The sequence below is a fragment of the Brevibacillus sp. DP1.3A genome, assembly GCF_013284245.2.
GTDB lineage: Bacteria > Bacillota > Bacilli > Brevibacillales > Brevibacillaceae > Brevibacillus.
Genome location: NZ_CP085876.1, coordinates 539,778 through 562,317, shown reverse-complemented (window position 1 = coordinate 562,317; position 22,540 = coordinate 539,778). Strand labels below are relative to the sequence as shown.

At 48.4% G+C, this 22,540-nt stretch carries 19 protein-coding genes; 1 reads left to right on the top strand and 18 read right to left on the bottom strand.

Translation table 11 applies throughout. The features are described 5' to 3' along the window. Positions 1-32 precede the first annotated feature (32 nt). The 14 genes from HP399_RS02900 to speE all read right to left on the bottom strand — a co-directional run bounded on the left by HP399_RS02900 (position 33) and on the right by speE (position 15,986). Positions 33-1,175 carry an acyl-CoA dehydrogenase gene (locus HP399_RS02900; RefSeq protein ID WP_173619734.1) on the bottom strand — a complete coding sequence of 381 codons (1,143 nt, stop codon included), beginning with the start codon at positions 1,173-1,175 and terminating at the stop codon, positions 33-35. A 35-nt stretch (positions 1,176-1,210) separates the two neighbouring features. Next, positions 1,211-2,353, bottom strand: coding sequence for an acyl-CoA dehydrogenase (locus tag HP399_RS02895; protein WP_173619735.1), 1,143 nt, complete (start codon positions 2,351-2,353; stop codon positions 1,211-1,213). 213 nt (positions 2,354-2,566) lie between these two features. Beyond that, on the bottom strand, positions 2,567-3,418 hold the full coding sequence (locus HP399_RS02890; RefSeq protein ID WP_173619736.1) for a 3-hydroxybutyryl-CoA dehydrogenase: 852 nt from the start codon (positions 3,416-3,418) through the stop codon (positions 2,567-2,569). Positions 3,419-3,433: 15 nt separating this feature from the next. Then, a complete protein-coding gene (locus HP399_RS02885) occupies positions 3,434-4,612 on the bottom strand; it encodes an acetyl-CoA C-acetyltransferase (RefSeq protein ID WP_173619737.1) in 1,179 nt (392 codons plus the stop codon). A gap of 161 nt (positions 4,613-4,773) precedes the next feature. Continuing rightward, a complete protein-coding gene (locus HP399_RS02880; protein WP_173619738.1) occupies positions 4,774-5,889 on the bottom strand; it encodes a hypothetical protein in 1,116 nt (371 codons plus the stop codon). Beyond that, positions 5,886-6,425, bottom strand: coding sequence for a sigma-70 family RNA polymerase sigma factor (locus HP399_RS02875; RefSeq protein WP_173619739.1), 540 nt, complete (start codon positions 6,423-6,425; stop codon positions 5,886-5,888). Before HP399_RS02875 ends, HP399_RS02880 begins: the two co-directional genes overlap by 4 nt. A 113-nt stretch (positions 6,426-6,538) precedes the next feature. Beyond that, positions 6,539-8,614, bottom strand: coding sequence for a (Fe-S)-binding protein (locus HP399_RS02870; RefSeq protein ID WP_173619740.1), 2,076 nt, complete (start codon positions 8,612-8,614; stop codon positions 6,539-6,541). 266 nt (positions 8,615-8,880) lie between these two features. Next, on the bottom strand, positions 8,881-10,245 hold the full coding sequence (ablA, locus tag HP399_RS02865) for a lysine 2,3-aminomutase (RefSeq protein ID WP_173619741.1): 1,365 nt from the start codon (positions 10,243-10,245) through the stop codon (positions 8,881-8,883). A gap of 164 nt (positions 10,246-10,409) precedes the next feature. After that, complete coding sequence (locus tag HP399_RS02860; RefSeq protein ID WP_173619742.1) at positions 10,410-11,828, bottom strand: sigma-54 interaction domain-containing protein; 1,419 nt, start codon at positions 11,826-11,828, stop codon at positions 10,410-10,412. A gap of 77 nt (positions 11,829-11,905) precedes the next feature. Next, a complete protein-coding gene (locus tag HP399_RS02855; protein WP_173619743.1) occupies positions 11,906-12,298 on the bottom strand; it encodes a hypothetical protein in 393 nt (130 codons plus the stop codon). Positions 12,299-12,372: 74 nt separating this feature from the next. Then, entirely contained in the window at positions 12,373-12,786 is a 414-nt protein-coding gene (locus HP399_RS02850) for a YwiB family protein (RefSeq protein ID WP_047069857.1), read from the bottom strand. Between the two features lie 55 nt (positions 12,787-12,841). Further along, positions 12,842-14,086, bottom strand: coding sequence for an MFS transporter (locus HP399_RS02845; protein WP_173619744.1), 1,245 nt, complete (start codon positions 14,084-14,086; stop codon positions 12,842-12,844). 177 nt (positions 14,087-14,263) lie between these two features. Further along, positions 14,264-15,133 (bottom strand): agmatinase, encoded by an 870-nt coding sequence (gene speB / locus HP399_RS02840; RefSeq protein WP_007724780.1) that lies wholly within the window; start codon positions 15,131-15,133, stop codon positions 14,264-14,266. Positions 15,134-15,152: 19 nt separating this feature from the next. Beyond that, positions 15,153-15,986 (bottom strand): polyamine aminopropyltransferase, encoded by an 834-nt coding sequence (gene speE / locus HP399_RS02835; RefSeq protein WP_026043396.1) that lies wholly within the window; start codon positions 15,984-15,986, stop codon positions 15,153-15,155. 196 nt (positions 15,987-16,182) lie between these two features. On the opposite strand from speE, the gene HP399_RS02830 reads away from it, so the two are divergent. Continuing rightward, positions 16,183-18,234: a transglycosylase domain-containing protein gene (locus tag HP399_RS02830; protein ID WP_173619745.1), complete on the top strand. Its 2,052-nt coding sequence runs from the start codon at positions 16,183-16,185 to the stop codon at positions 18,232-18,234. Positions 18,235-18,285: 51 nt separating this feature from the next. On the opposite strand, the gene HP399_RS02825 is transcribed toward HP399_RS02830, so the two are convergent. From HP399_RS02825 to HP399_RS02810, 4 genes are all read right to left on the bottom strand, one after another. Continuing rightward, entirely contained in the window at positions 18,286-18,543 is a 258-nt protein-coding gene (locus HP399_RS02825) for a hypothetical protein (protein ID WP_048035133.1), read from the bottom strand. A gap of 239 nt (positions 18,544-18,782) precedes the next feature. Next, positions 18,783-19,280: a YwhD family protein gene (locus HP399_RS02820; protein ID WP_069851084.1), complete on the bottom strand. Its 498-nt coding sequence runs from the start codon at positions 19,278-19,280 to the stop codon at positions 18,783-18,785. 87 nt (positions 19,281-19,367) lie between these two features. Continuing rightward, complete coding sequence (locus tag HP399_RS02815) at positions 19,368-19,703, bottom strand: hypothetical protein (protein ID WP_173619746.1); 336 nt, start codon at positions 19,701-19,703, stop codon at positions 19,368-19,370. Between the two features lie 26 nt (positions 19,704-19,729). Then, a complete protein-coding gene (locus HP399_RS02810) occupies positions 19,730-22,516 on the bottom strand; it encodes a lipase/acyltransferase domain-containing protein (RefSeq protein ID WP_173619747.1) in 2,787 nt (928 codons plus the stop codon). Positions 22,517-22,540 lie beyond the last annotated feature (24 nt).

Genomic DNA, 22,540 nt, shown 5'->3' with positions numbered 1-22,540 from the left:
TGTGTAATCGTGTTGGAAGACTGGACAGCTTCCTACTCTTTTAGCAGGAAATTACTGATCACGACACGTTGGATTTCATTTGTTCCTTCATAGATTTGTGTAATTTTGGCATCACGCATGAAGCGCTCCACAGGATACTCCCGCGTGTAGCCGTAACCCCCGAAAACTTGAACTGCCTCGGTTGTTACTTCCATTGCTGTATCTCCTGCAAACACTTTGGACATCGCAGATGCTTTGCCGTATGGTAGACCTTGATCCTCCAACCACGCTGCTTGGTAAGTGAGCAAACGGGATGCCTCGATCTTGGTAGCCATATCTGCCAACTTGAACTGGATTGCCTGCAAGGAAGCGATTGGTTTGCCGAACTGATTGCGTTCTTTGGCATAGTTCCGCGCATGCTCGTATGCACCTTGTGCAATTCCCAATGCTTGAGCGGCGATACCGTTTCTTCCACCGTCCAACGTCATCATCGCGATCTTGAAGCCTTGACCTTCTTCGCCCAGTCTATTTTCTACCGGCACGCGCACATCTTCAAAATTGACTGCAAGTGTTGGCGAGGAACGGATACCCAGCTTTTTCTCCTTTTTCCCCATCGTGAAGCCGTCCATGCCTTTTTCAACAATGAAAGCCGTAATGCCTTTATGATTCAGCTCTGGTTGGGTGACCGCGAATACGATGTAGATTTCTGCTTCGCCCGCATTGGTAATGAAAATTTTGTTGCCATTTATAATGTAGTGATCACCATCGCGTACGGCTGTCGTGCGCATTCCAGCAGAATCGGAGCCAGATCCCGCCTCGGTCAAACAGTACGCACCCATCTTCTTACCTTCTGCTAATGGACGCAAAAACTTTTGCTTTTGCTCCTCTGTCCCGAATTTGTAAATCGGCCAGCTCGCCAAGGAAACATGTGCGGACAGTGTCACACCGATGGAGGCATCCACACGGGAGAGTTCTTCCACTGCAATGACGTAGCTCAGGTAATCTGCACCTGCTCCGCCGTATTGTTCCGGCCAAGGAATGCCCGTCAGTCCAAGCTCAGCCATTTGCTCAAAAATGGAACGATCAAAGCACTCTTCTTCATCGCGCTCGGCTGCTGTCGGAGCTACTTGATTCTCTGCAAAGTCGCGAATCATTTTGCGCATCATGTCATGTTCTTCCGTCAGTTGGAAATTCATATGAATCACTCCCCCATGTGTTTTTCATCTTTCTATTAATCAGCAAGCAAATGCTTGGCGATAACGATTCGCTGAATTTCGTTGGTGCCCTCATAGATCTGCGTTACTTTCGCATCCCGGAATAGACGCTCAACCGGATACTCTCTGGTGTAGCCATAGCCACCAAAGATTTGCACGGCTTCTGTGGCGAGCTCCATCGCGGCGTCTGTAGCAAAGCGTTTTGCCATCGAGGCTTCCATTCCACAAGCAATTCCTTGACTGCGCAGCCACGCCGCTCGGTATACCAGCAATCGGGCTACTTCTGCTTTCGTCGCCATGTCAGCCAGCTTGAAGGCGATGGCTTGCTGCTTGGCAATCGGTTGTCCGAACTGCTTGCGTTCCCGCGCATACTCTGTCGCGTACTGGACTGCGGCCTCGGCTATACCAAGGGCTTGTGCAGCAATCCCGATCCGACCGGAATCCAGATTCGCCATCGCGATACAGAAGCCTTCCCCTTCCTGCCCCAACAGGTTGGCAGCCGGTACACGCGCATTGTCGAATACGAGCTCTGTCGTATAGGAACCGTGTAATCCCATCTTCTTTTCCTTTTTCCCCACCGTGAAGCCCGGTGTATCCTTGTCTACGATAAAGGCCGATATTCCCTTGGTTCCCTTTGTAGAATCAGTTACAGCAAACGCGATATACGTATCTGCTTCTCCACCGTTCGTGATGAACACTTTGTTTCCGTTCAGGATGTACTCATCGTCTTTTTTCACGGCTGTGGTTCGGATACTGCTCGCATCAGAACCTGCATGCGGCTCGGTCAAGGCAAAAGCTCCGAGGTATTCCCCACTCGCAAGCTTGGTCACGTATTTACGTTTTTGCTCCTCGGTACCGAAGTAGAGAATCGGGTTCGTCCCGACGGAGGTATGCACGGACAAAATGACGCCTACTGTCGCACTCACCTTGGAAATCTCGTGAATGGCCAAAATGTAGGACATAAAGTCCGCTCCTGCTCCTCCCCACTCTTCGGCGATCGGAATGCCCATGAGCCCCATCTCGCCCATCTTTTTCAGGATCTGACGCGGGAACTGGTCCGTCTCTTCCATCACAGGGACGAAAGGTACGATCTCTTTCTGGGCAAAGTCTCGCACCATACGGCGCATCATCTCTTGCTCTTCGTTCAATCGGAAATCCATGTCCGTCCTACCTTTCTGCGAAAAGTCCTCTCTAGCAAAAGTTCAAAAAGTCGTCATTTCAGCACCGAGAAAGTGGCGAGAACCTGAAGAAGGAGGAGCGGAATGTAGAGAACTACATGAGCTCCGGACTTCGAAGGTGAACGCCACTTTCGACGTCGCATACACTCTCAGTACTACTTCGTGATCAAAAGACGACTTTTTGAACTACCTTGCCTAGTTGTACACGTAGAAACCACGACCGGATTTTTTGCCTAGCCATCCTGCTTTGACGTACTTGCGCAGCAACGGGCATGGGCGGTATTTCGAATCACCGAACCCTTCGTGCAGTACCTCCATAATGTAGAGGCAAGTGTCCAGCCCGATGAAATCAGCCAGCTGAAGCGGTCCCATCGGATGGTTCATGCCCAGCTTCATGACTTCGTCGATCGCTTCCGGTGTTGCAACTCCTTCGTACACGCAATAAATCGCTTCATTCAGCATTGGCATCAGTACTCGATTGGACACAAAACCTGGGAAATCGTTTACGCTCACGGGTACCTTGCTCATTTGCTTGGACAAATCTTCTGTCAGCTGATAAACCTCATCGGCTGTTTGCAGGCCGCGGATAATCTCAACCAGCTTCATCACTGGAACGGGGTTCATAAAATGCATCCCGATTACTTTTTCCGGCCGCTTCGTAACTGCGGCAATCTCTGTAATTGGCAGGGAGGATGTATTGCTCGCGAGCACCGTATGCGGTGGACATACCTCGTCCAGCTTGGAAAAGATTTGCGTTTTGACTGCCATGTTTTCCGTCACCGCTTCTACCACAAAATCCGCATCAGACGCATCTGCCAGATCAGTAGACAGTGTCAATCGACCGAGAATCTCTTCCTTTTCCGCTTCGCTAAGCTTGCCTTTTTCCACGTTGCGCGACAAGTTTTTCGTAATCGTAGCCAGGCCGCGTTCCACAAAAGCCTGCTGGACGTCGTTCAAATAAACACGAAAGCCAGCCTGTGCCGCTACTTGGGCAATCCCGCTGCCCATCTGTCCTGCCCCGATGACCATAATCGTTTGTACGTTCATGCAAAAAGGCCTCCCTTACTCTACTTTAATCAAGATGGCGTCACCCTGTGCGGCACCACTGCAAATTGCCGCGATCCCTAAGCCGCCGCCTCGTCTTTTCAATTCATAAGCAAGGTGCATAATGATCCGAGCACCACTCGCGCCAATCGGGTGTCCGAACGCAATCGCTCCCCCGTTTACATTCACTTTCTCTGCATCCCAGCCAACGATTTTGCCACTGGTCAAAATCACCGCGGCAAATGCTTCGTTTACCTCGAACAAATCGATGTCAGAAAGAGCTACTCCTGTCTTCTCTAGGAGCTTGTTAATGGCAAGCCCCGGAGTTGTCGCGATATAAGGTGCATCTGCGCCGACCTCTGCGTGACCAAGAATCGTCGCAAGCGGCTTGATACCCAGTTGCTGCGCTTTTGCATCCGACATCAACACCATCGCTGCCGCTCCGTCGTTGATTCCTGGAGCATTGCCTGCCGTGATCGTCCCGTCCTTTTTGTACACGGGAGGCAGCTTCGCCAATCCTTCCTCGGTGGTATCTGGACGCGGTCCTTCATCCACGATTACTTGCAGCGGCTCCCCTTTTCTTTGCGGAATGGAAACCGATACTAGCTCTTCGGCAAAAAGTCCATTTTCCATCGCTTGAGCAGCTCTCTGCTGACTGCGCAGTGCCCACGCATCCTGCTCTTCACGCGTAATCCCGTTCTCTTCCGCCACATTGCTGCCGTGCACAGCCATCGCCACTTGATGAAACGGGCAAGTGAGGCCGTCGTACATCATGAGATCGCGAACCGTCGCATCTCCCATTCTCATCCCGTTGCGTGCATCCGGCAGTGCGTACGGTGCGTTGCTCATGCTCTCCATGCCGCCAGCGACAATGATTTCTCCATCTCCTGCGCGAATGATCTGGTCCCCCAACGTCACTGCACGCATCCCTGACGCACATACCTTGTTAATCGTCTCGCTCGCTACATTCCACGGCAAACCAGCCTTGCGAGCCGCCTGGCGTGAGGGCACCTGACCCGCACCTGCCTGCAAGACCATGCCCATGATCACTTCGTCCACCTGATCGCCGGAAATGCCAGCACGCTCTACCGCTTCCTTGATTACAATGGAACCGAGCTCTACTGCCGATAGCGCTTTCAAAGATCCGCCAAGCTTACCAAACGGGGTACGCGTTGCCCCTACAATGACTGTTTTCATCGAATGACCTCCATTCGGATGGTGTTTCACATCAATAAAAACTAAATTGATCGAGCGTTCGTTCATTTTGCTTACTTTTATTTTGCCGTCTTCCGTACGAATAGTCAATCAATAATGAAAAAAAGAGCAGCCTGACTTTTGGGAGAGTCAGGCTGTTCTTGCTATTGTTGTGCCATCCAGCTTAGTTTCCAGAAGCCTTGTTTGTTTTTCTGCATTTTATATGCAACCTTATCCCTGTTGTCCTTGAAGGTCACCCATACAACCGCTTCCTTGTCAGACGTTTGCTCAAGCGTTATGTCACTTGCCAATTCTCGCATCGTTTTCAGCTGCTTCCAGCTATTTCGTGCTCCAACCGGATCTTTCTTCCTATCTTCCAAGTATTGCTCCAGTGTTGGCTTCTCTGATCCATCGTCCTCGATATGCAAAGCGTACTGCATTTCGAGCTGACCCTCTTGCTGTGCTGTCACATACAGCTTCCATACATCGATTGGAGATAAACCACGCAAAAGCTCATCTTTTTTCTCATACATGTAATTGTAATAACGATCCTGTTCCTCTGGCTTTAAATCAAATACGGACGTAGCTACTGGTGTTTGTGTCCCATCCTGGGGGACATCTACGACATCCTCATGAACGGTACCGTTGCTGTTCATTTTGAAAAGATAGACGTCTTTTCCTTGGACATAGCTTACGGTATACCAATGAAGCTTTTTATCCTTCCATCCAACTAACAGCTCCAAGCCCACGTCTCTTTTTAACAGACTTTCTGTCTCGATCATCGCCCAGTCTTTTCGTTTATACCCTTCTTTTGCGAAAATCGAATAGCCCCAATACTCATCTGCACCATCGTCCCCGCCGGCTCCGTAATCATCCATGGCTGTGTAAGTCGTCGAAACTTTGTCTTTGATTTGATCTTGTGTCATCCCAACACGCAAGGCACCGACGATTTCATCCACCGTTTCCATAATCGCCTGATCATCAGAGGCAGGATGAGCCTTTGGATCGGGCTTTTGATGGGTACCTGGCTCGGCAGACGTTCCGCTCGGCGTATGTGTACTCGTACTTTCCTTTTGCAGTAGATAAGGGGTAAACCCAATGACAAGCACAACCGCAACAAGTGCTGCGCTTACAGGGTAGGTGAAACGAAACCTTTTCTTGCCTTTCTTCTCGATATTCATGCGAATCCGCTCCTCCAAGCCAGTCGTATCGTCCATTCCGCGCAACAGTGTCCGGTCAGCCGTTCCCTTGAATTCCTCCAGCAATTTATCCAGGTTCATTCGATCCCCTCCTTTTCCAGGAGCGCTTTGAGCTTTTGACGTGCACGGTGCATTTTCGTATAAATCGCTCCTGCGGACGTGTCCATAATCACCGCAATCTCCTCGACGGACAACTCTTCGTAGTAGTGAAGAACAATCAACTGACGATAGCTATGCGGCAGCTTCATGACAAGATGAGCAAAACGGGCGCGAAGGTCATTTTGCAAAACGGTCGACTCTGCTCCCTCGACTACCTCTATGTCCACTTCTGGTTTGAAAAACAGGTGACGGAACGACCACGAGCGCAGGTGTTTTTTCGCTTCGTTGACGGCGATTCGGTACACCCATGTTTGCATCGAGCTCTCTTGGCGGAATTTCTCCAAGTTTTTGTAAGCTAACAGGAACACTTCCTGTGTGATATCCTCTGCCAAGCTGCGGTCCTTGACCATCAAATACACGAGTCGCAACACCTTTTTCAGATAGTGCCGGATCAATTCATCAAATAATGCCTCTTTTGTTTTGGTTAAGCCTTTCTCTGCAAGCTCCAGCTTCCTCACTCCCTTCCCACTCCTTTAGATTCAGCTGGCTCCTCTATCTTACAGTTTTTTTGCAAAAAAAAATGCGCAAGCCTCGTCGCTTGATCAGCATGAGACTTGCGCATGGTATGAACCTAGATGGCGTCTGCGAGAATTTCCGCGACGTCGCGTGTTTTGACGTGATCTTCCTGCTCTTTGGTCTTGATTCCATCGTTCATCATCGTCAGGCAGTATGGGCATGCACTCGCGATTTCCGTCGGCTTGACCTCCAGAGCTTGCTCCGTACGCGTAACGTTGACACGAGAGCCCTCATGTTCCTCCATCCACATCAAGCCGCCGCCCGCTCCGCAACACATACTGTCGCAGCCGCTGCGCTTCATTTCAACTACCTCTACGCCAGGAATGGCTTCGAGGATCACGCGTGGCTTGTCGTAAATTTCGTTGTAGCGGCCCAAGTAGCAGGAATCGTGGTAGGTGATGCGCTCCTTGACTTCCTTGGTTGGCTTCAATTTGCCTTCCTTCACCCACTCCGCCAACAGCTCGGAGTGGTGGTACACCTCTGCATTCAACCCAAACTCCGGATATTCGTTCTTAAACGTATTGAACGCATGCGGGTCGCAGGTGACGATTTTTTTGACTTCATACGCTTCAAACAAGGCGATATTTTCTTGGGCGAGCTGCTGGAACAAAAACTCGTTCCCAATGCGGCGAGCCGTATCACCAGAGTTCTTTTCCTCGTTGCCTAAAATGGCGAACTTCACACCTGCTTCGTGCATGAGCTTCACAAATGCCTGCGAAATTTTTTGGCTACGCAAGTCAAATGATCCCATCGAGCCTACCCAGAACAAGTACTCAAATTCCTCGACCTGCTTCACAGTTGGAACCTCGTACTCACCGTTCAGACCTTCAATCCATTTCGTCCGGTCTTTACGGTTGATTCCCCACGGGTTACCCTGACGTTCGATGTTGTTCAAGGCGCGCTGCGCTTCTGCTGGCATACTGCCTTCAGTCATGACCAGGTAGCGGCGCATATCGATGATTTTATCTACGTGCTCGTTCATTACCGGACATTGGTCTTCACAGTTGCGACAGGTCGTACAAGCCCACAGCTCCTGCTCGGTAATGACATCGCCGATCAAGCTTTTCTCATAAACCGCAGTTGCTCCTTCCGCTGTCGCCGCTACTTCAGATGCTTGGATCGCAATCTGGTTGGCAGTCGTCTGCGAAAAAGCGAAGCTCGGCATCCATGGCGTACGCGATGTCACCGACGCACCTTTTTCGGTCAGATGGTCGCGCATTTTCGTAATCAAATCCATCGGGGAGAGCATTTTTCCCGTTCCAGAAGCCGGGCACATATTCGTGCAGCGACCGCACTCCACACAAGCGTACAGGTCGATGAGCTGCGTTTGTGTAAAATCCTCAATCTTGCCGACACCGAATTCTTCCTGTGTCTCGTCCTCGAAGTTAATGCTGGTCAGCTTGCCTGGCGGGTCCAGCTTCTTGAACCACACGTTGACAGGCGCAAACAGCAAATGCGCGTGCTTGGACTGCGGCACATACACCGCAAAGCTGAGCAAGATGATTAGATGCAACCACCAGAAAATGTAAAAACCTACCGCTGCACCCGTTGGCCCTACCCCAATCGCAGAGAAGACGATCGCGAAAACAGATGAGATCGGAGCGAACGCCGATAGCTCATGTCCGAACCAAATTTGTTCAAAAGCGAGCGAGAGCAACACGGTCGCCATCAGGGAGGAAATCAGCAAGAGGACGAGCCCTGATTTGAAGCCGCGCTTCAGACGCTTGAGCTTTTCGATATAGCGGCGGTAAAAAGCGTAGCCGACCGCAGCCAAGATGAGAAACGTCGTGATCTCCTGCATGACAGAGAAGTACTTGTGAGCGCTACCAAAAGGAAGCTCGTAGCCTTTCGAAAGCCCTTTGATAATCAGCTCGATGGCTCCGAATTGCAGGGTGATGAAGCCGTAAAACATCACGACGTGCATCACGCCGCTCTTTTTGTCCTTCAGCAGCTTCTTGTGGAAAATGACGTTGTCCAGCATCAGATTGATGCGTGCCCCAAAGTCATTTTTCACATCTGGCTTTTTCCCCAGCTTGATGAACAAGTATCTGCTGTACACGACATGCCCGGCTAAATATAGCCCGTAAGCGAGAACCAGGAAAAAGGCGATCAAATTAATGAGTGCCAGCATGTTTTCTACTCCCCTCTATTGCGAGTTTGTCTTTGGACGTGGAAATCGTTTTTTCTATCTTATCAGAATCATGGAAATAAATGAATGAGTATTCAGTCAGTTTGTTTATTTTTTTCGAAAAATGAAACGATACTGAGCGACCGCTCATAATGGGCATAACTCGATCTTATCACACAAGTTGCGAATCATCCATCCTCTTCGTAGAGTTGGAAATATTCTTACGAAAAAAAAACAGCTACCTTTATACGGGTAGCTGTTGATCCTGCTTATTTTCCTGAGGCTTCCTTCGTCTCGGCAGTAGCCTGTTCTTTTTTGGTCTTTTGCTCCGACCGCACATCTGCGAGTGATTTGACCTTGGTTGCTTTGATACGCTTGTTGCGCGGCAGATCAGTCGGCTCCAGATTGTCTACCTCGTCTTGCATGAGTGCTGCGATACCAACTGCTTTGCCTTTTGCAGCCATGCAGTATTCGCAGTTTTCTTCATCATGCTCATGGTATTGCTTCGGCTCTGGATACGAGGTGATCACACCTTCAAAGTTGCGCAGGACAACTTTATCGGACGCTTGCGAAATGATGTAGTTCGGGCTGACAGGAATTTTGCCTCCGCCGTGTGGAGCGTCTACTACAAAGGTCGGAACTGCATAGCCGGAAGTATGGCCGCGCAGGTGCTCAATGATTTCGATACCTTTGCTGACAGGCGCGCGGAAGTGTCCGATTCCCTCCGACAGGTCGCATTGATAGATGTAATACGGGCGAACGCGAATTTTCACCAGGTCCTGCACCAGCTTTTTCATCGTATTCGCACAATCGTTAATGCCAGCCAAGATTACTGCCTGGTTGCCGAGCGGAACACCAGCATTAGCGAGCATTTCGCAAGCCAGCTTCGCTTCTGGCGTAATTTCCTTTGGATGGTTAAAGTGTGTATTGAGCCAAACCGGATGGTATTTTTTCAGGATATTGCAAAGGTTTTCGGTAATGCGCTGCGGGAAAACAACAGGTGCACGCGTACCGATCCGAATAATTTCAACATGCGGGATGTCACGCAGGCTGCTGATGATGTATTCCAGTACGCGGTCATTGATCAACAGACCGTCTCCACCGGAGAGCAGTACATCGCGGACTTCTGGTCTTGAGCGGATGTAATCGATACAGGCATCCAGCTGTTTCTTTGGCACACCCATGCCGATCTGACCGGAAAAGCGGCGGCGCGTACAGTAACGGCAATACATGGAGCATTGGTTCGTCACCAGGAAAAGCACGCGATCTGGATAACGATGTGTCAAACCAGGTACAGGAGAATCCGTATCCTCGTGGAGTGGGTCTTCCATGTCGTATTTTGTACGAACCATCTCAGAGGACAAAGGTACAGACTGCATGCGAACCGGATCGCTTGGATCGTCTGGATCCATCAGATGAGCATAGTACGGTGTGATGTTGAGTGGAATCGTTTGCGTAGAAATACGTACGCCCTCTTCCTCTTCAGGTGTCAGGTTGATTACCTGCTTCAAATCATCGACCGTCTTGATGGTGTGCGTAAGCTGCCACATCCAGTCATTCCATTGCTCGTCCGTGACATCCTTCCAAAGTTCTATCGAACGCCAATCACGTTTTGTCGCTACTGTCATGTGCATCCCGTCTCCTCTCGTCTTATGGTGAACCTCTTCGTTTCACTCAACCAAAAAGAGATGCAAGTGCCATGCCAACAAATCAAAAGATTTAGAAAATAAGGAATAGAGCGTTTCGTGAGCGCTTCTTATCCATTTGATCCTTCACGAGTCTGCCGAATTTTCGGCACTCAACAGGGAGGGATCATCCGCTGCGAGAGCTTGTATTGCAGTGTCTGTCTTGGGATGCCCAAGAGCTTGGCAGCACGAAGTACATTGCCGTCTGTTTGCTGCATCGCATCTTTGATCACTTTTTCCTCTACCTCACGCAAAATCTCGGGCAGCGTAAATCCTTCCTTTGACAGGAGTTGTGCCGAAATTGGCGCTTCATCTTTCTCAGACTGCGAGCGTTCCAGCAAATGAGCCGGAAGATGATCCAACAAAATGATGTCCGACTCCACCATATTCATGGCTGCTTCTATGACATGTTCCAGTTCACGTACGTTCCCCGGCCAATCATATGCAGCAAACAAACGTGCCACTTCACTGCTGATTCCACGCACATTCATACCGAAGATCCGGTTGAACTTTTGCAAGAAATGATCAATCAGCATATCCACATCTTCTCTGCGCTCGCGTAGTGGCGGCAGCTCAAAAGAGACGACGTTGATCCGGTAATACAGGTCGGTTCGCATGACTCCTCGCTCCACGAGCGACTGAGGTGCTTCGTTGACTGCGGCGATTACCCGTACTTCCACTTTGGTCGATTGGCTCCCACCGATCCGTCTAATCTGACCGTCTTGGAGTACTCGTAGCAGCTTTGCTTGTAAATCGAGCGGCATGCTGTTCAGTTCATCCAGAAATAAAGTACCGCCGTCCGCCAGCTCGAATAACCCTGGCCGATCATCGGCTCCCGTGAAGCTTCCTTTTGTCGTGCCAAACAGCAAGCTTTCGAGCAGCGCGGCCGGCAGCGCGGCACAGTTTTGCGCGATAAACGGCTTGCTGCTGCGGACAGACGCGTGGTGAATGGATTGGACAAACAGTTCTTTTCCTGTCCCTGTTTCGCCGTATATCAAAACGGGAGAAGTTGTCCGCGCAGCTTTTCGAGCGCGTTCTTTGAGGCGCTTCATTTTTTCACTCATCGTCAAAATATCTTCGAAATGGAAAGTCGTTTCATCCACCGAGTGTTTTGTTCGTTTCGGCTTGCTAATCTTGGCCTGAAGATCGACTAAGCGCTCCGACAGTTCTTTTAGCTTGCCAATATCCTTCGCCACCTCGACTGCACCGACTAACCGTTTGCCTACTCTCACCGGAAGTGTCGTGTTGATTGTCTCCACACGCATTCCCTTCCAGTTCTTATATGTCTGTGTCTGGTTGTAGATTGATTCGCCACTATCGATGACACGAAGCAGGGTACTCGACTGTCGATCAAGTGAAGGAAAAACCTCCAACAATGGCTTCCCCAACACCTCTTCTGAGGTCAGCCCATCGAGCTTGGCTGCGACGTGATTGTAGAAAATCGTAATGCCATTAGCGTCCACAACGTGAATTCCTTCATCGATAGCACCCAAGATCGCCTGCAACATTTCTACCGTATCTGACAACGGCATCCTGGCTTTCACTCCTTCCTTCCATCCATGCTGCCAAAAAATCATCACTTCGCCGAATATTCGGCACTTTTACAATGTTATCGATTACGCCCTACCTGAATGGCAAGCATTGCGGTATACAATAGATGTCCCAATACCCAGATGAAAAACGCTGTCAAACTCATCGCAGATTGACTCAACAGGCTAAATGGGAAAAACGCGATAGAAAAACCGAGCATCCAGTACAGCAAGTATCGTACCGATCGGGCTTTTCGTTCCCGCGGGTAAAAGTACATGAGAAAAAAGGCGACGATCACACTAATCAGCAGATGAATCAATAGTTCTACAATAGAGGGCAGATTCTCCATGCCCGGTACATAGCTGACATCAATTAAAACGGGAAAGGTATTGGTATCAAACAAACCATCTCCGAGCGCCAAAAAAGCAGCAAGACCCAGACCGGCTATTAGTCCATTTGCGAGTACAAACATGCTGTATCCCCCTTTCACTTCAGCCGCAAGTAATCCTATTGTACGTGCAAAAAACCGCCCTTGCAAAGGGCGGCTTATTTTCCTAGCTCTATTTTCAGCTCATGCTCACCAGCGTACTGCTCATTCATCCATAGCTGGTACGCGATTTCTACCTGTACAGGAACCTCTGCTTCGTAGCGGATTCGCAGCTTGTTCGTATGCGTCTCCATGGCAAACGGACCATAGGGACTTTGATAGGTAGAATGGGTGCTGGCTCCTTTTTCGAATTGCTGTCTGGTTGAAACCCCGCCCTGACGAACCAGCGTAATGGACGTATCTGTCAGCTTCAATGTCGTGCTTACTTCGCCTACGCCTTCCATCTGCTCTTTGTAGGTCAAATACCACGCAGATGCTTTTTGTACGCGCTTGCCTTCGTAGCTGTGGGTCGTTTCTTCCCAGTTTCCTTCGACATGATGCCGTGCCGTCAATTTCACTTGTATGTCTTGCATGCTGCTTCCACACTCCACTTTCTTTCGCTTCCCATTTATCCCTACATTCTACCCTTCATCGCTCCTGTGTGGCAACCGCCGCCTCTGCTTTGGCATCCGCCAGCAGGTATCTCATGGTAGCAGCAATCCCGATCGCCGCAAGCAACAGTAGACCCGCCAACACCAAGTACCCGACTCCTGCCCCCGTGTAATCGATCATAGCCGTAAACAAACCGATAAGGATCAAACGCATCATCATGCCGATTGAGTTGAAAAAGCTCATAACCCGCCCCATCTGATGCTTCGGCACAACTGTCATATAGAGCAATTGCCGAATCAAGCGCACAGAAGCGTTACTCCACCCGTAAAACGTGTACGCCGCAATCAGCGCCCAGCCATACGGTAAAGCTATCATGACGACAATGGCAATCGCGAACAACAACGTATTGCCGATCATGGCTGCCAGCTGCCCCATCTTGCGAACGACGATAGCAACGAGTAAACCTGCTGCCACGGCACCCGTTGCATACGTTACCTCTCCTAGCGAATAAACCGAGACACCCTCCTGCAGCGTTTGGCTTATGTAAACAGGCTTCAATAAGTTCGTCGCCATAACAGCAATGAAGGGCATGAGTGCGGATATCCCAAACAGCAGGAATCCTTTCTTTTGCCGGATGTACCGCCAGCTTTCCATCAGCTGCTCCGTCCACCCGACCCCCTGGTTTTGCTTCGCTTCTTTTTCCAGCGTGAAGGTATACGTCATGCTAGACAGCAAGGTAAAGGCGAACAAGTAGGTAATCGCATTGAAAATAATCACCACATGCAGCCCGTAGGAGCTAAGCAAGATCCCCGCAAACGCGCCAGCAAGAACGGATGCAGTCTGTCCTTCGATCTCGAGCAGACTGTTGATGCTATTGTAGTGCTTGGGCTCAAATGTCTCCTGAACCAGTGCGGACTGCGTCGGGTAATGAATTTGGTACATAAAGGTCGTCGTCAAATAGATAACAATCAGCATCCATTCGGTGTACTCTCCGAAAAAGCCCCAGATCGCAAGCATGCCAAGTACGCTAAATCCGATCAAGTTTTCTACCAGCAGCATTTTTTTGCGGGAATAACGATCGATGAGCGTCCCGATATACGGCCCAATGAAAAACATTAGTACGGCAGAAGTAAACATGGTGGAGCCCAAAAGTTGAGCAGAGCCTGTCGTTTCCACGAGGAACCAGGCAATCCCGATCATCGTCATGCCTTGCCCAAAGCCGGAGAATAGATTGGAAAAGAACAGCTTTCGAAATGGTGCGTAGGCAAATACTTCTCTCATGCAAACAACTCCTTTGTAAGAAAACCTCCGTCGACCTAAATCATCTCACTATTATGATTGTACTGATAATTTTATACTTTGTAAACAAAAATGTTTATTAATCAAACTGAACGTCTACCACCAATAAGAAAAGCCCCCGGTCTTTTTGCAAAACCGAGGGCTTATTTAGCGGATATCTTATTTTACAAAGCTCAAGAGCAGCTCGCGAACGAATTTGGACGCCGCGATTTGCGTCATTTCACTGTGGTCATACACAGGAGCAACCTCCACCAAGTCACAACCGATGACATTCGCACCGTTGTTTGCCATGAAGTGGATGGTATCGAGCAGCTCACGAGACGTGATGCCACCTGCTTCTGTTGTACCTGTTCCTGGAGCGTGCGCAGGGTCCAATACATCGATGTCAATCGTCAGGTAGATCGGACGGTTGCCGATGGTAGGCAGCACTTGCTTCACTGGCTCCAGTACATCGTATTTATACAGATGCATGTTTTCTTTTGCCCACTCAAACTCGTCCTTCATCCCGCTGCGGATTCCGAACGAATATACATTTTTACCGCCGATCAGGTTGCATACCTTTTTGATCGGAGTGGAGTGGGAGTATTCGTATCCCTCGTAGTTGTCACGCAGGTCTGTATGCGCGTCAAAGTGGAATACGACCATATCCTTGTACTTTTCATAAACCGCTTGGAATACTGGCCAGGAAACCAAGTGCTCTCCGCCAAGACCCAATGGGAATTTGCCATCTGCCAATACTTTTGCCACGAATGTACGAATCGCATCCAGGCTACCTTCCACGTTTCCGAAAGGAAGGGGAATATCGCCAGCATCAAAGTATTTGATGTCTTCCAACAGCCTGTCCAAGTACGGGCTGTACTCTTCCAGACCGATGGAAACCTCACGAATACGGGAAGGGCCAAAACGAGAGCCCGGACGGAAGCTCACTGTCCAGTCCATCGGCATACCGTAAATAACCGCTTGGCTTTCTTCGTAATTCCCGTGACTACGGATAAAGACATTTCCAGAGTATGCTTCGTCAAAACGCATAGGTGTAGTTCTCCCCCGATTAGTCGCGGGTCAGCTCAGCCACAAAGTTAGGCAGTTTGAAAGCAGCGTGGTGAACTTCCGCATTGTAGTATTTAGTGCCCAAATCTTTGATTTTCGCTGGATCTACTTCCAACGGATCGTGTTGCTTGGAAGCGATGGTGAAGCTCCACAGTCCGGATGGATAAGTAGGGATGCTGCAAGTGTAGAGACGAGTAACCGGGAAGATCGATTTCAAGTCTTTGAACACGCGCTTGATCAGTTCACGGTTGAACCAAGGAGATTCCGTTTGAGCAACCATGATACCGTCTGGTTTCAAAGCATCGTGAATGCCTTGGTAGAAACCTTTTTCGAACAAACCTACAGCCGGGCCAACTGGCTCTGTAGAGTCAACCATGATCACATCATACTCACCTTTGTGGTCATGAATATGTTTAATACCATCGATTACTTGTACATCTACACGCGGATTGCCTGTCAATGCACTCGCAATCTCAGGGAAATATTTTTTGCAAGACTCAATGACGCCACCGTCGATTTCAGCCAGAACTGCTTTTTCTACAGACGCGTGCTTTACGATTTCACGAATAGCACCGCCATCGCCGCCGCCCACAACCAGAACCTTTTTCGGGTTTGGATGCGTATTCAACGCGATATGAGAAATCATTTCATGGTAGACAAACTCATCGACATCGGTAGTCATAACCATGCCGTCGAGCACTAACATGCGACCAAACTGCTTCGTATTAATTACGTCGATTTGTTGAAACTCGGATTTCTCGCTGTATAGGGTCTCTGTAATTTTCGTTGTTATCCCGTGATTTTCCGTCTGTTTTTCGGTGTACCACAATTCCATATTCATGGCTATGTAACCTCCTTCAATTAACCGCATGAAAATACAATATAACAAGAAAATTATAGTAGCTGTCTTCCAAATTGCAAGATATTTTTCTGACGAGGAAAGTTTAACCAGCTTGCAAGCAACCCATACTACTAGTAACGTAGTATGTCCTATTTTATTGATTCAACCGCAGAAAGGAGGAGAGGCACACATGGAAGTCATTCGCGAAGCCCCATTGCTGCGCTATTTGCGTTGGGCTAAGAAATTTGTAAAATTTACCATTCTCAGCCTATTATGTTTCTCTTTTGCCATCTTGCTACTCATTTTGTACTTACGCTCACAACCACTTCCGGAAACGTTTGTGAAGCAAACCACAACGATTTACGCTTCCGATGGAGAGGTTTTGGATACGATGCACCGTGGCGAGAACCGGATTTCTGTGCCACTTGCAGAAATTTCACCCGCATTGCTTGATGCGACCATTGCGATCGAGGACCGTTCGTTCCGCGAACATTTCGGTTTTGATTGGAAAAGATTAGCTATGGCCGCTTATGTCGATGTCATTAACATGGACAAGCGTCAAGGTGCCAGCACCATCACTCAACAATTGGCAAGAAATCTGTACCTCAGCTTGGACAAAACATGGGAGCGAAAAATCAAAGAAGCCTTGCTTTCGATTCAGCTTGAACTGAATTACAGCAAGGATGAAATATTAGAAATGTACGTGAACCAGATTTATTATGGTCATTCAGCTTATGGCGTACAAGCTGCTGCCCAAACCTATTTCGGCAAGGACGCTAAAGATTTGACGGTTGCAGAGAGCGCCATGCTGGCAGGCATCCCTAAGGGTCCTACTTATTATTCACCATTTGTCGATTTGGAACGCGCCAAAGCCAGACAAAAGCTCATTTTGAATGCCATGGAGCGCGACAATCTACTGACATCGAAGGAAGTAGAGAAAGCCTACGCGGAACCAATCAAGCTGAAACAGCGGACAAACGAGAATGTAACCGAGCCAGCTCCTTATTTCCGCGATTACATCGCCAATTTGGTCAAAAACAAATACGGCATTGACGAAGAAAAATTTATTCATGGCGGTCTGAAAATCCATACGACCCTTGATCCAGTCGTACAAAAAAAGGCCGAGGATATTGTCGCCTCCGTCTTACCGAAGAACAATACGAATTTGCAGGTAGCCCTCGTCGCCATGGACCCTGCTACCGGCTATATCAAAGCAATGGTAGGTGGACGTGACTACAAGGTGAGTCAGTTCAATCGCGTGCTTGGTAAGAGGCAGCCCGGTTCCTCCTTCAAGCCGATCATGTATTTGTCAGCCTTGCAAAACGGCTATACACCGCTCACTTTGATGAAGAGCGAACCGACCGTTTTTACCTACGATAACAATAAGCAGTACATTCCCGGCAATTTTGGTGGAAAATATCCAAACGCACTGATCAACATGCGTGAAGCAATCAAAACCTCCGACAACATTTATGCCGTCAAGACCATTGATTTTCTCGGGCCGCAAAAAGTGGTCGATCAGGCAAAGCAATTAGGCATCTCCAGCTCGATGCAAGCAGTTCCCTCTCTGGCACTTGGAACTTCACCTGTCTCTCCCTTAGAGTTAAACGCAGCTTATGCAGCAATCGTCAACAAGGGACAGGCAGTGAAGCCTATTGCCATTACCTCTATCGAGGACAGCGAGGGCAACATTTTGGTTGAAGAAAAACCAGAGAAAACACAGGTAGCCGATCCTGTCGCATCTGCTCTCTTAGTGAATATGATGCAAAGTGTTTTTGAACAAGGTGGTACCGGATATCGCGTTGCTGGTGAAATGAACCGACCTGTTGCAGGGAAAACAGGTTCGACGGATTATGACGCTTGGCTGAGCGGATTCACTCCGCAGCTGGTTTCGACCGTATGGGTGGGTTACGACAAAAACCAAAAGGTCGATGACGTAAAGGAAGGCTATCTGTCCAAAAAAATCTGGGCCCAGTTCATGGAAAGTGCGCTCAAAGGTCAGCCCCCTGCACTCTTTGACATGCCAACTGGTGTTGTTTCTGTCTATATCGATCCCACTTCTGGAAAACTGGCGACCGAGCATTGTCCGAATCCACAGCTCTTTTATTTCGCCAGCGGAACAGAGCCTCAAGATTACTGCACGGATCACATCCCGAAGAATGAGACACCGACACCTTTAAAGCCGCCAGATTCTTCGACCTTCTGGCAGCGCATGGGCAGTTGGTGGAAACCGAATCAATAAAGAAAAAAAGGACGTTCCTCTTCATCGAGTACGTCCTTTTTGGTATGCCTATTAACCTTGCGTGCTCTGATTGTCCCCGCCGCCCACAACTCCATCTCCATCGGCAAAAACATGGTCGTTGACGATCGTAATCAGACCGGCATGATCAAGCTGTTCCAATACTTCAAACAAGCTGTCCCTTTTTCCAGCAGGGAGCTTGCGCACAAAGTTGTTTATCTCGGTCGGAGTCACGTGTGTGCGGAAATGGACGCCACCGTGCTTCACAAAATGATCATGCGATTGTTCATTACCACGGAGATCTTCTCCCAATGGGTACCGCCCCTTCCGTCAAAACAGTTTGGTTCAATCCTCATTAGTGTTCCGCGATATCCCAAAAACTATGATCAATCAAAGAAATTATATACACAAACAGGGAAAGAGTGACGGCTCTCTCCCTGTTTGTTGACCTAGTGTACATGTACACAGATATGGAAATAAGTTTACCTGACTTCAATTGTGTGAACAATTGATTTCACGATTTGTTCACAGACCGTTCACGATTTCCAACTTTAGGACAAATTTTGCTTTAATTCCTCAGTGGAATTCTCAAACATATCCGCGTTATTATCAATCAAAAGCTTTTTCAGAGCGGCTTTTTCCTTCTCGGATAGATCGGACAGCATAATGCGTCTCTTCATGGAGTAATCCATGCGATTCACGTGATCTGCCAAAATTTTGTAGCCCCGACGCGCTTCCCTATCGATTTCCATATAGCACGCGGTTGCCCCTGCATAATAAGGACCAGCTTCATTGCGATCGACTGTTACCCAAACGAGCCAATAAGGCTTTCCATTTGGTACTTCTTCTTTATTCATCGTCCATTTGATGCCCTTTTCTACAGAACTTTTGGCATGCAAGGCACCCATGTCAATGTACGCTTCGTCCCCATCGATAATGACCGAGGACACAGCATTCAGGTCGAGTACACCTTGACCAAAACCTCCGTGTACATCAGTTTTTCCACTCATAATGGTAAAGCCGCCTTTTTTATTATCAAAAATATCCATTTGAATACCCTCCAGACAATCATTCTCCTTCCTTTTATTCTACTCGAAATACGTGCTGTGACGCAATTTGCGTATGTGCCCAGTTATTTATCCATGGGCTTTTGGGTGTTTCGTGTTTCGTTTTTTGTTTACGAGCTGGATGATTTTTTCGATGCCCCATATGATCAGGATCGTTACGATAGCTGTATGGACCGCCATGGCAACCTTCATGACAAACAGTTCACCTAGCATCGTGTCAGAGGGAACAATAAACAAGTAGTACACAAAGCTGATAAAAAGAACACTTAGAAAGATCAACCAGCCGCGAAAGCCTAGCGTGAAGCGAATGAAAGCGGCGATGAGCAAACCGAGCAAAGACCCTGCAAACATCAATGAAAATACGAAAGGGCCGAGTATGAACCAGACAAACCAATTATCATCCATTGTCTTACACCCTTTGCTTTTGATGGCTACACATCATTGGAATCCGTAGATTCTTCTACCTCTGCCAGTCCACGCTCATCGAGCACGTAATGTCTGCCTGTTTCTTTGTAACGATCCGAATCATCTGACGAGAAGCGTTTGATCAGAAAGCGCGCTGACTCTTCTCCCTCTACAGCTACAGGCGGCTGGAATTTCAGGTCTTCACCATCTCGAACATGGATGACAACGATGCGATCGTGATATTCAATAGACAAGTCTTCCCGTACTTCTTTTTTATTGGCGTCGAGCGTAAAGGTCTGGCCGGATTTGTGTACCGTCACTTCAGGAAAGCTTTTGTCATCTTGTGCAATGATGTAATACAGGTAGTCAGCATTTTGATCCGGAACATTGCGCAATCCTGATTGTAATTCCTCATCTCCCTGTAGCAATCGTGTTACTTGGTCGATGACTTCTGGTATGGTTGGCAACTTGGCGTGTTCGCCTTTCACGTAGTAACGTTTTTTCATATCCTTCTGGGCGTAATTGGCACTCATATACGGCACGGTACCGTCCCCAACGCCAGGATCGAGAATAGGGGACCATTCGTTGTAAAAAGAATCATAAAAGTAACCGAGCAATGTTACTTGGCCTGTACCTACGATGGAATACTGTGGAACATTGATCGTTTTGTTATCCCACTTTTCATGCATCTTGCCGCCATGCCTGACGAGTGGCGCATAGTCGAGGCGAATATTTTTGTCCTTTAAAAATTCGTCGTAGGTGTAGTACTGAATGTTACTCTTTTTCAGGAAGCCAACTGTTTCAAAGTATTTTTTGGAGGGTAACAGCTCGTAAACGGCAGGCGCATAAGAGGAAATCACTTTCCCTGTTTCCTCATCCAGCCAAGGGATCGAAAAATTGTATCCGTGCTTAAGGGCCTGATATGCCCGTGGAGAGCCAAGGAAGGGTGTGCCCATATACACGACACGATTCACTTTGCGCTGGTAGGACACATTGGATAGAAGTGTTTCTTTTACCAAGAGCCCACCCATGCTATGTGCCACCAAATGCACCTGATTTGCCCCACTTGCCTTTAGTGCAGCATCGATTTCTTCTTTTAGAAGTTTGGCATTTTTGGTGCTGCTGTATCGCCAATCGTAAGGAAGTGCAAATAAGGTTCGGTGCTTCTTGTATCCCTGCTTCTCCAGTTCCTTTACCATGCTGTAATACTGTTCGGTAAGCTCTTTTAAAAACGGCGCATAGGAAAGATATTCGATGGCGTAAAAATCGTCTTTTTCCGGATGGATCGTCGCGTCACGGACGACTGGCTGTACATCTACACTATTTGGCTTGATCGGCTCCAGAGAGAGTAGCCTGCGGTGTTTGGGATCATTAATACCAATGAGACTATCGCCAAGTGCCAACCATATTTCCGATCTCTTTCCATTCTGTTCCACTTCGAGTCGCGATCCACCCACTCCCGGGATTAAGATAACCGGAATCGTTCTGTCTCCAATATAAAGACTGTACGAGTTTGCGGTAAATCCTGAGCGTTTGCTGGCCATGACCTTGACTTTGTAGGTTCCAGGATAGGCATTGAAAATCATATGTTCATCCGAATTCTTCGCTTTCTCGGATCTAGCGACTACTTTTCCAGCCTCGTCGAGCAGAAATACGTCCATATCCATTCCAGTAGGGATATCCTTGAGGGAGACCCCCACAGTAGAGGAGAGCTTAAAAGATACGCTGTAAAAATCCACATCCGTCTTTGAATGAAGATTTCCTACGATATTTCGTTTATACGCATCTAGCTCGTAGGCCGCCTCCATTGTGTCATTCGGCTCGTATCCATCTACCTTGTCCCCTCCTTGATCCGCGAAAAAATCAGCTCGCAAGCGGTAGTAGTAATCTTTCGAAAACGAGCCCTGCTTTCCAACGACCTTGATGTAGTACCATTTGTCTTTTTCCAGTGCCAGTCCCTCGATTAGCTCAGGCTCATTTCCATGCTGCTCTGAACGGGCAAGCTCCCGCTCCTCCTCATCATACACATACAAATCGTAGTCTTCGTTTGCCTGAATATCTGTGAGGGAAATATTCATCTTTCCATTTGTTGTTCCTCTGATTTTCCAAAAATCCACATCATCTTTGCTGCTAATCTTTCCATGGCTGTCCTTTCCATCAAATAGCCAATCCGATTTGCTGCCTAAGCTATCATTCGGCTCTACCTCAAAGCGAGCTTCTCTATTGCGTAGTTCCGCCTCTCCTGGCTTATTCTCGCCTGAAAAATGCGCATAAAATTCCTCTGCCAGCCGCGAAAGCTCTTCATCGGTGGCATCCTTCTCCTGTTCTTGTTCTTCCTCTTCTGGCGGAGCTTCGTTTTGGTCTTCGAGCTCTATTTCGATCAATTCTAACGGTTCTTCCTGATTGGCAGCCATTTCATCCCAAGGCGCCTTTTTGATTTTTATTTTTTCTACGGTCGGCTCTATGTGTTCAGGTAACGATAGCTCCCAGATACGTAACGGCTCTTCTGAATCATCGATGAACATCGTTACCTGGATAGGACGATCATCCATAGGCATTACGGCGAGGGAAATCTGAGACTCCCCGTGAAAAGAACGGGTTTTGCTGTCGCTGTCCTGATTAACAGACAGCTCGACTTTATCCGGAGTACCCGATAATAGTGCCTGAAAACGCACCTCTCCTTCGTCGATCCATGCCCACGCTTCCTCTACGAATATCTCCCGTTCTTTTGCCCAGCCCTGTTCCACTGTATTTCCCAAGCATAAAGCGAATAGGAGAAGTACACATAGCAAGCGCCGCGTGATTATTCCCACAAAAATCCCCCTCATCCTTTTTCT